General features: G+C 49.2%; 12 protein-coding genes. 4 read left to right on the top strand and 8 right to left on the bottom strand.

What is annotated here, in order from left to right; genetic code table 11:
• Nucleotides 1–561, bottom strand: coding sequence for an L-threonylcarbamoyladenylate synthase (locus ACESPU_RS06730; protein ID WP_008774182.1), 561 nt, complete (start codon nt 559–561; stop codon nt 1–3).
• A gap of 223 nt (nt 562–784) precedes the next feature.
• On the opposite strand from ACESPU_RS06730, the gene recJ reads away from it, so the two are divergent.
• Together recJ and ACESPU_RS06740 are read left to right on the top strand one after the other, a co-directional pair.
• Complete coding sequence (gene recJ, locus ACESPU_RS06735; RefSeq protein ID WP_005866190.1) at nt 785–2509, top strand: single-stranded-DNA-specific exonuclease RecJ; 1725 nt, start codon at nt 785–787, stop codon at nt 2507–2509.
• Between the two features lie 9 nt (nt 2510–2518).
• On the top strand, nt 2519–4435 hold the full coding sequence (locus tag ACESPU_RS06740) for an ATP-dependent DNA helicase RecQ (protein WP_122145420.1): 1917 nt from the start codon (nt 2519–2521) through the stop codon (nt 4433–4435).
• Between the two features lie 97 nt (nt 4436–4532).
• On the opposite strand, the gene ACESPU_RS06745 is transcribed toward ACESPU_RS06740, so the two are convergent.
• The 3 genes from ACESPU_RS06745 to ACESPU_RS06755 all read right to left on the bottom strand — a co-directional run bounded on the left by ACESPU_RS06745 (nt 4533) and on the right by ACESPU_RS06755 (nt 8260).
• Nucleotides 4533–5444: a ThuA domain-containing protein gene (locus ACESPU_RS06745; protein WP_044544851.1), complete on the bottom strand. Its 912-nt coding sequence runs from the start codon at nt 5442–5444 to the stop codon at nt 4533–4535.
• A gap of 44 nt (nt 5445–5488) precedes the next feature.
• On the bottom strand, nt 5489–6340 hold the full coding sequence (locus tag ACESPU_RS06750; RefSeq protein ID WP_034530414.1) for an ROK family protein: 852 nt from the start codon (nt 6338–6340) through the stop codon (nt 5489–5491).
• Nucleotides 6341–6583: 243 nt separating this feature from the next.
• Entirely contained in the window at nt 6584–8260 is a 1677-nt protein-coding gene (locus ACESPU_RS06755; RefSeq protein ID WP_008778112.1) for a putative transporter, read from the bottom strand.
• A gap of 108 nt (nt 8261–8368) precedes the next feature.
• Here ACESPU_RS06755 and ACESPU_RS06760 point away from each other — a divergent pair, with 108 nt between their 5' ends.
• Nucleotides 8369–9178 carry a peptidylprolyl isomerase gene (locus ACESPU_RS06760; protein WP_158532882.1) on the top strand — a complete coding sequence of 270 codons (810 nt, stop codon included), beginning with the start codon at nt 8369–8371 and terminating at the stop codon, nt 9176–9178.
• Between the two features lie 12 nt (nt 9179–9190).
• Nucleotides 9191–9580, top strand: a complete 390-nt coding sequence (locus ACESPU_RS06765; protein ID WP_158532883.1) for a hypothetical protein — start codon at nt 9191–9193, stop codon at nt 9578–9580.
• On the opposite strand, the gene ACESPU_RS06770 is transcribed toward ACESPU_RS06765, so the two are convergent.
• From ACESPU_RS06770 to ACESPU_RS06785, 4 genes are read right to left on the bottom strand one after another with little or no spacing between them, the layout of a single operon-like run.
• Nucleotides 9574–10695: a glycoside hydrolase family 43 protein gene (locus ACESPU_RS06770; RefSeq protein ID WP_227154375.1), complete on the bottom strand. Its 1122-nt coding sequence runs from the start codon at nt 10693–10695 to the stop codon at nt 9574–9576. The two genes, ACESPU_RS06765 and ACESPU_RS06770, sit on opposite strands and share 7 nt — an antisense overlap.
• Nucleotides 10696–10712: 17 nt before the next feature.
• The gene (locus tag ACESPU_RS06775; protein WP_008774174.1) at nt 10713–12317 is read right to left on the bottom strand and encodes an NAD(P)/FAD-dependent oxidoreductase; all 1605 of its coding nucleotides are present in this window, start codon (nt 12315–12317) and stop codon (nt 10713–10715) included.
• A 13-nt stretch (nt 12318–12330) separates the two neighbouring features.
• On the bottom strand, nt 12331–13701 hold the full coding sequence (gene radA, locus ACESPU_RS06780) for a DNA repair protein RadA (protein ID WP_005858247.1): 1371 nt from the start codon (nt 13699–13701) through the stop codon (nt 12331–12333).
• A gap of 33 nt (nt 13702–13734) precedes the next feature.
• Complete coding sequence (locus tag ACESPU_RS06785) at nt 13735–14733, bottom strand: isoaspartyl peptidase/L-asparaginase family protein (RefSeq protein ID WP_158532885.1); 999 nt, start codon at nt 14731–14733, stop codon at nt 13735–13737.
• Nucleotides 14734–14852: the final 119 nt, after the last annotated feature.

Consider the following 14852-nt stretch of genomic DNA (forward strand, 5'->3'; position numbering starts at 1 on the left):
TTATCTAATTACCTGCACAAGCCCACCGGCTCCTAGCTTGATAATGCCGGACGGAGCGGCCTTGCTCATATCGTCCTGACGATAACTCACGATATAATCCACACCCTCCTTGATCACCTCCGATACCTCGCTGAAATTAGCGGGAGAAGGCTCGCCGCTTACGTTGGCGGAAGTAGAGACCAAGGGTTTACGGAAGCGCTCGCACAATTTCTTGGAGAACTCCTCGTTCGTGATGCGGATACCCACGCTACCATCGGCTCCCAATAGATTTGTCGCCAAGTTCTTGGCACTTGAGTAAATGATGGTCAACGGCTTATCAGACACGCTAATCAAATCCCAAGCGATATCGGGAACATCCGACACGTACCTATCCAATTTAGCCTCGCTGTCCATCAAGACCAACATAGCCTTATTGTCTGCCCTTCGCTTTAGCTCGTACACTCTTTGTACGGCTTTTTCATTGGTAGCGTCGCAACCAATTCCCCAGATAGTGTCTGTAGGATAAAGTATTATGCCGCCTGCGGCCATTACTTCGCAAGCTTTTTTAATATCTTCCGTCATTGTATTTTATAATATTTAGGCAAATGTACGAATCATTCTCCTACTTCAAAAAAATAATAACAAAAAAACTATTTTCTTTAAGCCATACCGGATATACCATATTTAATTTCTAACTTTACGGGTTGAAATATATTGCGGAAATCTCGCCTTTGTCATACGGTAGATTAAGGATGACAAGGTATCCGTAGTATCAGGCAAGCAAAAAAGAAAAAAACAATATATAATGATTAACAAATGGAACTTTCAAACCCCATCAGAAGAAGAGTTACATAAGAGAGACCAATTGGTGGCTGAATTAGGATTCAGCCCGGTGATCTGTCTCTTGCTCGTTCAACGAGGTATCACTTCGATCGAAGAGGCGAAGAAATTCTTTAAACCCAGCTTGAACGATTTGCACGACCCGTTCCTTATGCCGGATATGGATAAGGCGGTGAGGCGCTTGAACAAAGCCTTGGGGAATAAAGAAAAGATTTTGATCTACGGCGATTACGACGTGGATGGAACGACAGCGGTATCGCTCGTCTTCAAGTATTTAAGACCTTACTCGTCTACCTTGGATTTCTATATCCCAGATCGATACGACGAGGGGTACGGTATCTCTTACAAGGGTATCGATTATGCCGCCGAGAACGGCGTGTCGCTGGTTATCTCGCTGGATTGCGGTATCAAAGCGATCGAGAAGATCGAGTACGCCAAGGAGAAAGGTATCGACTTTATTATTTGCGACCACCATATGCCAGACGCCACTTTGCCGGACGCTGTCGCCGTATTGGATGCCAAGCGCTCGGATTCTATCTATCCGTATGAGCATTTATCGGGTTGCGGAGTGGGATTCAAGTTCATGCAGGCGTTCGCCAAGAGTAATAATTTCCCGTTCTCGGATCTGGAGAAGTTGTTGGAACTGACGGCGGTCAGTATCGCCTCGGATATCGTCCCGATTACGGGAGAGAACCGCATCCTCGCCTATTACGGGCTGAAGCAATTGAACAGCAACCCCAGCCTCGGGCTGAAAGGGATCATCGATATCTGCGGATTGACCGGAAAGGAGATCACGATCAGTGATATCGTATTCAAGATCGGTCCCCGTATCAACGCTTCCGGCCGTATGATGAACGGGAAGGAGGCGGTGGAACTGCTACTGTCCAAGGATAGCGCCAGTGCCCGGGAGAAGAGCGAGAGCATCAACCAATATAATGAGGAACGCCGGGAATTGGACAAGAAGATCACCGACGAGGCGAACGCTGTCATCGACGAAGTAGAGAACATGGATGACCGGAAGGCGATCGTGGTGTATAACCCGGGATGGCACAAAGGCGTGATTGGTATCGTAGCGTCCCGTTTGACCGAGAAGTATTACCGTCCGGCGGTCGTTCTTACCAAATCGTCCGAGTTGATCACCGGATCGGCACGTTCCGTAACGGGTTTCGATATTTACAAGGCGATAGAGAGCTGCCGGGATTTATTGGAGAATTTCGGGGGACATACCTACGCCGCCGGGCTTTCCCTTCGGGAGGAGAACCTAGAGGCATTCACCGAGCGTTTCTTGAAGATCGCATCCGAGGAGATCATACCGGAACAGATGATCCCACAGATCGATATCGACGCTATCTTGGATTTGAAAGAGATCAACCAGAAGTTCGTGAACGACCTAAAGAAGATGAGCCCGTTCGGACCGGACAACCAGAAGCCTGTATTCTGCTCGCTTGGCGTAAAGGACTACGGCACCAGTAAGCTCGTGGGTAAGGAACTGGAGCATCTCAAGCTGGAATTGATCGACGGAAACTCAAGCACCCCCATGCACGCCATCGCTTTCGGCATGCACAGGCACAACGACCATATCAAGGGTATGAAGCCTTTCAACATCTGCTACACGGTGGAGGAGAACACCTACAACGGCAACACCTCTATCCAGCTGATGATCAAAGACATCAAACCCGACGATATATGAGGAGGACAGGTGGACGTCTACCATAAGATATTAGAGAAGTATTGGGGATACCCTGCTTTTCGCCCCTTGCAGGAGGATATTATCCATTCCGTCTGTGCCGGAAAAGATACGCTTGGGCTGATGCCTACAGGTGGTGGTAAATCCATCACCTTTCAGGTGCCGGCCTTGGCGATGGAAGGGATTTGCATCGTCGTCACTCCCTTGATCGCCTTGATGAAAGACCAAGTGGAGAACTTACGCCGGATCGGCATCAAGGCTACGGCTATTTATTCGGGCATGAGCCGGCAAGAGATTATCACGCAACTGGAGAATTGCATCTTCGGAGGGTATAAGTTTTTGTATGTCTCCCCAGAGCGGCTTAGTACGGATATTTTCCGGATCAAGATGGAGGCCATGCAAGTTTGTCTGCTAGTGATCGACGAGAGTCACTGTATCTCGCAATGGGGATATGATTTCCGTCCTTCTTACCTCAATATCGCTGAGATCCGGGACTTATTGCCGGGTGTTCCGGTATTGGCCTTGACCGCCACGGCTACCCCGGAAGTGGTGAATGACATACAAGAGCGTCTGCGGTTCAAGGAGAAGAACGTATTTCAAAAGAGCTTCGCCCGCAAAAATCTGGCTTATATTGTCCGGAAGACGGAAGATAAGTTAAATACACTCGTTTATATATTGGGAAAAGTTCCGGGTACGGCCATCGTATATGTCCGCAATCGGAAACGCACCAAGGAGATCGCCGTCATGCTGCAACAGGCGGGTATCTCCGCCGATTTCTTCCATGCCGGATTAAACCGTGACGAGAAAGAACTGCGTCAGGCCCGTTGGAAAAACAACGAGTGCCGGGTAATCGTATCGACCAACGCTTTTGGTATGGGTATCGATAAGCCGGACGTACGATTGGTCGTGCATATGGATATGCCGGGATCGTTGGAGGAATATTATCAAGAGGCCGGACGCGGGGGGCGTGATGAGAAGAAAGCCTTCGCCGTGGCTCTTTGTTCCTCCACGGATAGCGCCAAGCTAAAGAAACGGCTGGCGGATGAGTTTCCGGACAAGGAGTTTATCTACCGGGTCTATGAGGCGTTGGGTAATTATTACCAGATCGCCGTAGGGTACGGGCTAGACACGGTACACGATTTCTCGTTAACGGATTTTTGTTCCGCTTATAAGTTCTCTTTATTGCAAGCGCATCATGCCTTGAAGATCCTTGGGCTATCGGGCTATATCGAGTATACGGAGGAGGTGGACAACGCTTCCCGCCTGATGTTCACGGCTACCCGTGACGAGCTTTACAGGTATTTAAGTGAGAACAAGCGAACGGATGAGGTGATTCAGACGATCTTGCGTTCTTACACCGGGTTATTTGCGGATTATGTTTATATAGATGAGAGCGTAATCGCTACCCGTGCGAGAGTAACGCCTCACGAGGTGTATGAGACCTTGGTAGGTTTATCCAGATACCGGATCGTAAACTACATCCCGCATAAGAAAACCCCGTTGATTATCTATACCCAGACCCGGGAGGAACAGCGGTATCTTTCCATACCCCGCTCGGCGTATGAGGAACGCAAGGAGCGTTTCGGGAAACGGATCGAGAAGGTGCTGGAATATATCAACGAGGAGCGGGTATGCCGTAGCCGCATGCTCCTATCCTATTTCGGCGAGGAAGATTCCGCCCCTTGTGGCTGTTGCGACGTATGCTTATCGAAGCATGAATCACAGCTTATGAATTGGGAATTCAGCGCTATCCGGGAAAGTCTCGTAAAGGTATTGGCCGAGGAATCCCCTATCCCCGTGAAAGAGCTTATTGAGAAATTACCTTTCCCTCAAGAGAAAAGCCTCACGGCCATCCGCTTTCTGGCGGATCAAGATCCCCGATTCACATTAAGCGACGGCTATCTATCGCACGAGGATTCAGCAAAATAGCACGATGCCCATCGTAAGCTCCTTAGAATGCCCATTGTTAGCTTGCTAGAATGCCCATCATAAGGAGCTTACAATGGGCATTCTAATAAACCAAGTATCACCGCTTATAATTACTCCGATTAGATACTTGTTTTTCCGTCGGGAAATCAGCGGGAACCTTTTGGGTTACCTTGCCGGTAGCGGCCCATTCCGCACCTCTTAACAAGGTGATCTGGAAGCCGGCGCATTGCATAGCCGGACAATTCTCTACCGTTTCCCCCGCGTGCCCTAGCATCGTATGGAATATACGGGCATTCCCATAATCAACCGTAAAGATCAACGGCTCCTCACGGCCGGAGCCTCCGGTCTCCTTGTCCGAATAAGCGGTATACAAGCAATCCTTTATATTTCCCGGGCCACGCATACGATCATATAACTCATCCTGCGCATGTTTCCATTTATTCGGCAGCCCCTTCATGATCGGATGCTCATGGTTCCGGGCATTCAGCACATACTCATGTTGTTTGCCATGAGAGCCACCCACGCCCGCCGAGCTATCCTTTATCAACTTACCATCGCTCCAATATACATAGGGTCCCGCTTTCTCATCCCGGTTCTCCCAACCGCCCAAGGCACAAATCTTATTGTATTCCGGCCAGTTCACGAAGGCGTTATCAGCGGCATGATAGATCACGACACCACCACCTCCTTGCACATATTCCAAGAAACGACGGTTTGTCTCTTCCGGCCAAGCATCCCCATTATAATCCAGCACCACCAGCTCGTAAGGACTAAAATCCAAGACAAAGCCGGACATATCCTTCCCCGCCTCCGGAGAGACCGCGAAATCCACGGAGAAGCGTCCCGAGTTCTCCAATATCTGTTTAAGCACCACGTGGCTCACCTGCCAATTATGGTTATTCTGCCCCGTTATTAATAACGTCTTGATCGGCTTACGGGCCGACATGCCACATACAACCAGTAAAGCGGCCAAAAGGAAAACGATCTTCCTACAAAATACATGTCTCATGGTATGAATAAGATTTAAGTAAACTATAAATTATCCGTCTTTATTTAATAACAAAGGGAAGCGGCACCGAATAGCCCCGGATTCTCCAGCTTAGAGAAACGTATCTTCAAGTTCTTGATAGAGTTCGGATAAGCGAAATCCTTCAAGTCCTCATACATGCTCTCCTCAAACAACTCATGGGCGGAGGTCACCGAGCCTCCGAAGACGATCATCTCCGGATCTACCGTCAATACCACGATCTTGATAGCGGCGGCCACATGTACGCCCAACTGCCGATAAGCCTCCAGCGCCTGCTCGTCCTTCCGCATCGCACGGGTGTACATCTCCTTCCCATCCACGCCCCATACGTTCATGAAATAGGAACCGCTACAGAAATATTCCAAGATCTGTCCTTGGTAGGGAATCATGCCAAACTCTCCCGAGCCACAATTAGCGTCGGCCAGCAGCTTGCCTTTCTGGATAATTCCACCCCCCAAGCCTGTACCCAAGGTGAGGCCCACGAAGTTATCAACCGTCTTTCCGTCGCCAAAGATACGCTCACCCAAAGCGAAGCAATTCGCGTCGTTATCCACATAAACCGGCACGGAGAAGCGAGCCTCCAAGATCTCCTTCAAATGTACCTCTTCCCAATGCGGGATATTCACTACGTTATATACGATCCCCTTCTCACGATCCACCACGCTCGGCACACCGATACCGATAGCTACCACGCCCTCGTCCCACACGGAACGGATCACCTCTATCAAAGCCTCCAATGTCTCCCCACAATCCGCGGCGTCCTGGGGAGTCGGGGCGTTCCCCTGAGCCACTAATCGATCCCCTGCGATACGGCCGGCACGCATATTCGTCCCCCCTAAATCCACTCCGATATAAGCGTTTTTCTTGACTACACTCATTCTTTTCACGATATTAATTAGATTATACTCCCACAAAGCTAACAAAAAAGGCAATGCTACGAATAACATTGCCTTTTAAACTGGTAAATTTAATACATCTATGCTTTTTATTTTCCCCGGCGTCAACTCCATCCAGCACGTATACCGACATCGCCTCACGCCTACGTTCGCATAGGCCTACGTCGATATACGTGTGAGGCAATGCCGGTATACGTGTAAGACGGCACCATTATAACTACCGCATCAAGCGAAGAACAAGATCAATAATTGCGCCGTAAGCACCCGCAAAAACATGGTCAATGGGTATACCGTTGCGTAACCTACGGAAGGAGCGTCGTTTCCAGCCGTAGCGTTCGAGTAAGCCAAAGCGGGCGGATCCGTCGTACTACCGGCGATCAAGCCCATTAAGGTGAAATAATTGATCTTATAGAAATAGCGGCCTACACAACCGATGATCAGTAAAGGAACCGTCGTGATAATGAAACCGTAACCGATCCAAGCGAATCCGCCGTTGTTCACGATCGTATCCACAAAACCATCGCCGGCACTGATACCCACGCAAGCGAGGAAGAGGGTGATACCGATCTCACGCAACATCAAGTTAGCGCTCTGGGTCGTATAGGTAACCAGCTTATAACGGTAACCAAAACGGCTAATCAAGATCGCCACGATCAGCGGACCTCCCGCCAAACCTAACTTAACCGGTTGCGGAATGCCCGGGAACGTGATAGGAATACTACCCAAGACAATACCGAGGGCAATGCCGATAAAGATCGTGATCAAATTCGGCTCGTTCAAGCGTTTCATGGAGTTACCCAATACCTTCTCCACATTGGAGACAGCGGTTTCGGTACCCACCACATTCACACGGTCACCCACTTGCAACGTCAGGCCCGGCGTAGCGACCAAGTCCACGCCCGCACGGTTGATACGGGTGATATTGATACCATATAATTTACGCAGTTTCAACTGTCCCAGCTTCTTACCGTTCAACTCCGGTTTCGTGATCAAGATACGGCGGTTGATAAACTGGCTCTCCATACGAATCCATTGCTTGCGCTCCATATCGATCTCCTCGCCGATGAATGTCTTTACGGACTCGGCATCTTGATCTGTCGTGATCACGAAAATCTTATCATCCTCATTCAAGATCGTACCGGCGGAAGCGATCTCGATCTGCTTGTTATCATTACGCCATACACGGGAAATCACGAAATCCAGATGATCCATCAAACCGGATAACTCCCCTACCGTCTTACCGAAAACCGCAGGGTTCTTTACGACCAGCGAGATCGGTTTCGCCTCATTCGTATGCGAGGCATCCTCTTTATTCAAATCGTCATTCTCCTTATCGAAATTCACACGGAATACGTAACGTACGAAAATGATCGAAAGAATAATACCGATCACGCCCAGCGGATAAGCCACGGCGTAACCCAAGGCGATCGTATTATCAGAAACCCCGTACATATCGGAATAAGCCTGCTGAGCCGCACCTAATCCGGGGGTATTCGTCACCGCCCCCGATAAAATACCCACCATCGTAGGCATCGGAATACCTGTCACGAAATGCAATACCAAAGCCGTAGCCACGCCAAGGAAGACAATTCCACAGGCAAGCATATTCAACGTGATTCCCCCCTGCCTAAAAGACGAGAAGAAACCCGGCCCGACTTGCATACCTACCGAATAAACAAATAAGATCAATCCAAATTCCTTAAAGAAATGAATCACATTGTGGTTAACCGTAAACCCAAAATGCCCTAAAATAATACCTACAAACAACACCAAGGTAATCCCAAGCGAAATCCCAAACACCTTTATCTTTCCCAACTGAATGCCGGCGGCAATCACGAAAGATAGTAAAAGGATAGAATGCCCGATACCTTCTCCCCATAATAAATCGTTTATCCAATCCATGCTAAAATCTTTAAAAATCTTATTACCTATTAATAAAGACGCGAAGTTAGGCATTTACTTTGTGTTTTACAACATAACACCTATATTTACCTTTTAAATTAAAATCTCATGAAAAAGATATATTACATTTTATCAGCATTGTTCCTTTGCGTGGTAGCCACCTCGGCGCAAGAAGCTGGAAAAACGGTAGTTATTAAAACCAATGTAGGTACTATGAAGGCCATCCTGTACGATGATGTGCCTAATCACACACGTACTTTTATCGAACGGGCGAAACGGGGGGATTTCAACGGGACCTTATTCACCCGTGTCCTGCCGGAGTTTATGATCCAAGGAGGAGCCCCGGATTCCAAGAATGCTCCCGCCGGTGCCAAATGCGGCTTTGGCGATCCTTCCGCCGAGATCCTGCCCGAGATCAACGAGAAATATTTCCATAAGAAAGGAGCCTTGGCCGCTCCCCGCCAACCGGACGATGTCAACCCGCAAAAGAAATCGGACATGTCGCAATTCTTTATCGTGCAGGGGAAGGTCTATAGGGAAACCGAACTGGATACGTTAGAGCGTACCGCCAACTATCCGGCCCGGCAAAAGGCCCTGAAGGAGTTTTACGCACCGGTCCGTGCCGAGTTGAATATGATAAAGATGAGTAACAAACGGGAATACCAGAAGCGATTGAGAATGATCAACGCCCGGATAGACTCCGTTATTCAAGCAACTCCCGGGCATTTGCTATTTACGGACGAGCAACGGAAGGCTTATACCACCGTAGGCGGTTGCCATCATCTGGACGGCACTTATACGATCTTCGGGGAGCTGACGGAGGGGTTCGACGTTCTGGATCAGATCGCCACCCAGCCGAAAGACCAGAATGACCGTCCGAAGAAAGACATCCGCATCCAAAGTATAACGATCGAATAATTCACCACTCCTATGTTAAAGAGAGATTTCATCATGGTACAGATCGAGGAACTGGGCAAAGTGATCGCCCTGATCATCTTCAATCGTAATTCCAACGATGGGGCACGCAAGAACCCCGAGTTAATCCAATCCGTCTACACATCCTTAAAACTGGATAACGATTTCTTGCTGAACACGCCTATCGACGGCATCCGCACTTATCTGGACGGTGATGACTCGTGTGGCCTCCAACGCATGGAACTGGCGACCAAGACCTTGCTGGAAGAAAGTTTCCTTTTGCCGGAGGCGCAAGGTAAAAAACTCCGGGCAAGAGCGAAAGAGCTATTGGAATATATCCAACGCAACGACACTACGTTCTCATTGGAACGAGTGGCGTTGCTGGAAGAGATAAATAACTATTGAATAGATTGCGGATCGGTGGTAGGGCCTTCCACGACTAGAAGGCCCTTCTCATCGATTCGCATTTTATCGATGAATACGACCCGCTCATCCCCTGTCTTCTGGGTACGCCCGTGGTAAACGCAATACATTTGTTTTCCGTCCTTCGACCAAGTAACGCTATTATGTCCGGTACCCGTGACGATACCGCCTTTTTCCACGTTCTTCTCCAGCACCGGATTATTAGATGCCTTCTCAAACGGTCCTAACGGATGTTCGGACACGGCATATCCCACCGCATAATTTGCCCCGCCGAAATAATTAGCGGAATACATCATATAATACAAGCCGTTGTGACGTAGCATGAAAGAGCCTTCCGTCCAACGACGTCCGACCTCCCCTTTGGTAACCGAGCGACTTTCCCATTCACTTTGCGCATCATCCAATTTTACAGGTGGACGCAGCAGAAGTACGGGTTCCCCAATTACGTGCGTAAGATCCGGAGCGACCTCCACCCCGTAAATCCAGCTTTCCTCAACGGAGTCGAACATGCCTTTCTTCTTTGCCTCATCGGCGATCTCGCTTTCTACCGGATGCTTATAGCAACAACGGGAATAATAGAGATAGGTACGGCCATCCTCATCCTCGATCAAGTTTCCGTCGATTACAGGATATCCCGGATCGAACAAAGGAGCATCGGCCAATTCCTTAAATGGTCCGGTCGGCTTATCCGACACAGCTACGCCGATACGGAAATTTTCCTCCCCGTTGGTCGGATTCTTCCGCCAATCCGCACTGAAGAACATATAGAACTTCCCGTCACGCTCGTACACTTCCGGCGCCCAGAAATTAGCGATTGCCCAAGAATCGGGCGTATTGCCCCGATAAACCTGCCCTTCCGACTTCCAATGGATCAAATCATCGGAAGAATAGGCGCAAAAACCGTCTACAGCCCCGGCACCGGTACCATACATATAATAACGTCCGTCCGAGGCCAACAATACGTATGGATCGCCAAACTGGACCGACAAAGGATTACTGTACGTTAACTCGGGCTCTTCCGCGGCAGACTTCTTTCCCGTACAACCCGCATTCAAACACATAAGAACTCCCAGACAAAGGGATATTCCTATTTTCATACCACTTTTCATTTTTCTTATTTATTGGATTCTAAATTATACACTCCTTCCGCACAACGTTCCCCGTCGATGGCGGCAGATACGATTCCTCCCGCATACCCCGCTCCCTCACCGCAAGGGAAAAGACCTTTTACCGTGACGTGTTGATAGGTATCCCGATCACGGAGGATACGAACCGGAGCGGATGTACGGGTCTCTACGCCGATCATGGTTGCCTCGTTGGTCAAGAAGCCTCTAGAGACCTTACCGAAATAACGGAAACCTTCCCGCAGGCGACTGGTCACAAATTCCGGCATCCAAAAATGCAACGGAGAGGCCAGCAGACCCGGCGTATACGAGGAAACCGGTAAATCGAAAGAGTTCTTCTTCCGCATGAAATCATCCATGCGCTGGGCGGGTGCCGTTTGCTTCATGCCTCCGTTTAGCCAGCAGACCTCTTCCAGACGTTCTTGAAAGGCCATCAACGCTAATGGGGAATCCGCATCTACCTTCTCGCCATTCCGAAGATAAAGCTCCTCCTGCCCTACCAGTTCGGAATAATCTTCCGGACGGATCTCTACCACCATCCCTGAGTTAGACCAGCGGGAACCCCGGTTGGAAGGCGACATTCCATTTACCACGACCTGCTTAGGTCCGCTCGCCGCAGGAACCACGAAACCTCCCGGACACATACAGAAAGAATAGACGCCCCGGTTATTCGCTTGCGTCACAAAACTATACTCTGCCGCAGGAAGATATTTCCCACGACCTTCTTTCCGATGATACTGGATTTGGTCGATCAATTCCTGAGGATGTTCCAGACGAACACCGACCGCGATCCCTTTCGCCTCGATCTGGATCTGGCGTTCGTATAAATAGTTATAGACATCACGGGCGGAATGGCCGGTAGCTAAGATAACAGGCCCGTAAAAGCTCTTTCCCGTATTCGTCTCGATGCCGATCACCTCGTTCTCTTTCATGATAAAAGCATCCATACGGGTCTCGAAATGTACCTCACCTCCGCATCGCTTGATTTGCTCCCGGATATTCTCGATCACACGGGGGAGCTTATCCGTTCCGATATGCGGATGGGCATCCGCCAAGATAGAGGGACTGGCCCCAAACTGGCAAAAGATATTCAGTATCTTATCTACCGAGCCTCTTTTCTTGCTACGGGTATACAGCTTTCCATCAGAATAAGCGCCGGCACCGCCCTCACCAAAACTATAATTTGATTCTCCGTTCACCTTATGCTCACGACTGATCAAGGCGATATCTTTCTTGCGTTCCCGCACGTCCTTACCTCGCTCGACGATGATGGGGCGCAAACCTAACTCTATCAAGCGCAAGGCAGCGAACAGACCTCCCGGACCGGCTCCTACGACGATCACAGGTTTCCCTGCCGAGACATCTTTATACTCTATCGATTGATATTCCGGCTCGCTGGGCATCTCGTTCATGAAAACACGCAGTTTCACGTTGACAAATATCGTTCGCTGGCGTGCGTCTATCGAACGTTTCAATACACGTACGGCTCGGATATTTTTCGGAGCCTCACCCGTCTCACGGGCTACTACTTGTCTTAGCGATTGCTCATTAACAGCCTCTTCCGGCAATATCCGGAGTTGTAATTCTTTTATCATTGTTTATTATATATTAACCGAATAGTTGCCGAAAGGCTTCCTCCACTTTCTTTACCTGTACGATTTGGATCTTGCTCTTCGCCGTATCGAAACCTTTTAGATTATTATGCGGAATGATAATCCGGGAGAAACCCAGCTTCTCCGCCTCCAAGATACGTTGCTCAATACGGTTGACCGGACGGATCTCTCCGGACAAGCCTACCTCTCCGGCCATACAAACACCCGGCTCGATGCTGATATCCAAGCTAGAGGAAAGGATGGAGCTGATTACCGCCAAATCGATAGCCGGATCATTCACTTTCAAACCTCCGGCGATATTCAAGAAAACATCTTTCTGGATCAACTTAAAACCCGCCCTTTTCTCCAATACCGCCAATAACATATTCATTCGGCGTAAATCGAATCCGGTGGCGCTACGTTGCGGCGTACCGTAAACCGCCGAGCTGACCAAGGCTTGCGTCTCGATCAGGAAAGGACGTACCCCCTCGATAGCGGCGGCGATGGCGACACCGCTCAGTCCCTCATGATTCTGGGTTAATAATAACTCGGATGGATTGCTGACCTCACGAAGCCCGTTCTGGCGCATCTCGTAAATCCCTAGTTCCGCCGTACTGCCGAAACGGTTCTTGATGCTCCGCAAGATACGATACATATAATGCTGATCGCCTTCAAACTGCAACACCGTATCCACGATATGCTCCAATACCTTCGGACCGGCGATACTGCCTTCCTTATTGATATGGCCGATCAATAAGACCGGGACACCGCTTTCCTTGGCGTATTTCAAGATAGCGGCGCTACACTCGCGTACTTGGGAAACACTGCCGGGGGAAGATTCCACGACTTCCGTAAAGATGGTTTGTATGGAATCTATGATCATCAAGTCCGGCTGGATATTGGCCGCTTGCGTAAAAATCTGTTCCAGATGCGTCTCGCATAGGATGAAACAGTTCGGATTATCATGCGATAATCGGTCCGCCCGGAGTTTCAACTGGCGACTGCTCTCCTCGCCCGAGACATATAGGGTTTTCAAGCCTGTCAAGCCCAACACGGTTTGCAAGACCAAGGTGGATTTTCCGATTCCCGGCTCTCCCCCGATCAAGACCAAAGAGCCTTTCACCAAGCCTCCGCCGAGGACCCTATTTAATTCATCATCTTTTAAATCGATACGGGCCTCCTCTTCCGTCGTTATATCACGCAATAACACCGGACGGATCTTATTGCCCTCCATAATACCGGGAACTGGCCGCTTCACGGCAGGCTCCTTTGTTACGATCTCCTCTACATAGGTGTTCCACTCCCCACAATTCGGGCATTTACCCAGCCATTTCGGGGAATCAGCGCCACAGTTAGAGCAGACATATACGGTTTTTGTTTTCGCCATTCTATCTTGAATTTGGCGTAAAGATACAAAAAACTACTTTTCCCCTACTACAACGATCTTCTTTCCGATACCGCAGCCCTTCTTAATTTCCGGGCTACCTTTCTCCTTATACAAGAATCCGCGGAACATACCGCCACTGTTATAAGGCATGGCGATATTTCCTAGTTTATCCACGGCGATCAAGCCGCCGTTGCCGGCGTTCGTATTCAATTCCGTATGGATGATATAATCCGCCGCTTTCTCTACGCTTTCCTTAAGGTATTTATAGCGGGCACACACATCGAACGCTACCGCATGACGGATAAAATACTCTCCATGCCCCGTACAGGAGACAGCGCAACTGTTATTATCCGCATACGTTCCCGCCCCGATCACGGGCGAATCACCGATACGCCCCCAACGTTTCTTAAACATACCGCCGGTACTGGTCCCGGCCGTTAAGTTTCCTTGCTTATCCAGAACGACACAGCCTACCGTACCGTTCTTCTTACTTTCTTGCTTTAACTTCTCGATCCACTCCATCGTCTTGGGCGTAGCGAAATACATATTGTCTTCTACCATTTCCAAGCCTTGTTCCTTGGCGAACTCCTCGGCACCGGCTCCGCTCAGCATGACATGCGGAGATTTTGTCTTTACGGCATAGGCTGCATTGATCGGATGCTTCACGTGTTTTAGGCCAGCTACAGCGCCTGCGCTTAAATCCTTGCCTTCCATGATGGAAGCGTCCAACTCAAAAGTTCCCTCCGCCGTACAGGTAGCACCAATTCCGGCGTTAAACAACGGATTTCCCTCGAAGTAATTGATTACGGCCATCACCGCTTCCGGCCCCTCGCCTCCCGAAGAAAGGACCTTATCTCCAATCATTAAAGCGGAGTCCAATGCGGCGTAATATTGAGCCGACTTAACCGGATCTTCCTCCAATCCGGCCATCGCCCCCGCACCACCATGTACCACGATTACATACTCCCGGTCTTGCGCAAAAGCAATGGATGACACCATCAAAGCCGTCAAGGCTATCATTTGTTTTAACATGCTATTATATTTAATCATTTATACAATGCTCAAAAATAGAACAAATATCTGAATTATCTTAGAGACATAGACTTATTTCCCGATTTTTATCCGTACATTTACCTCGAACGGTAATCTCT

The organism is Parabacteroides sp. 20_3 (assembly GCF_964238835.1).
Lineage (GTDB): Bacteria > Bacteroidota > Bacteroidia > Bacteroidales > Tannerellaceae > Parabacteroides > Parabacteroides distasonis.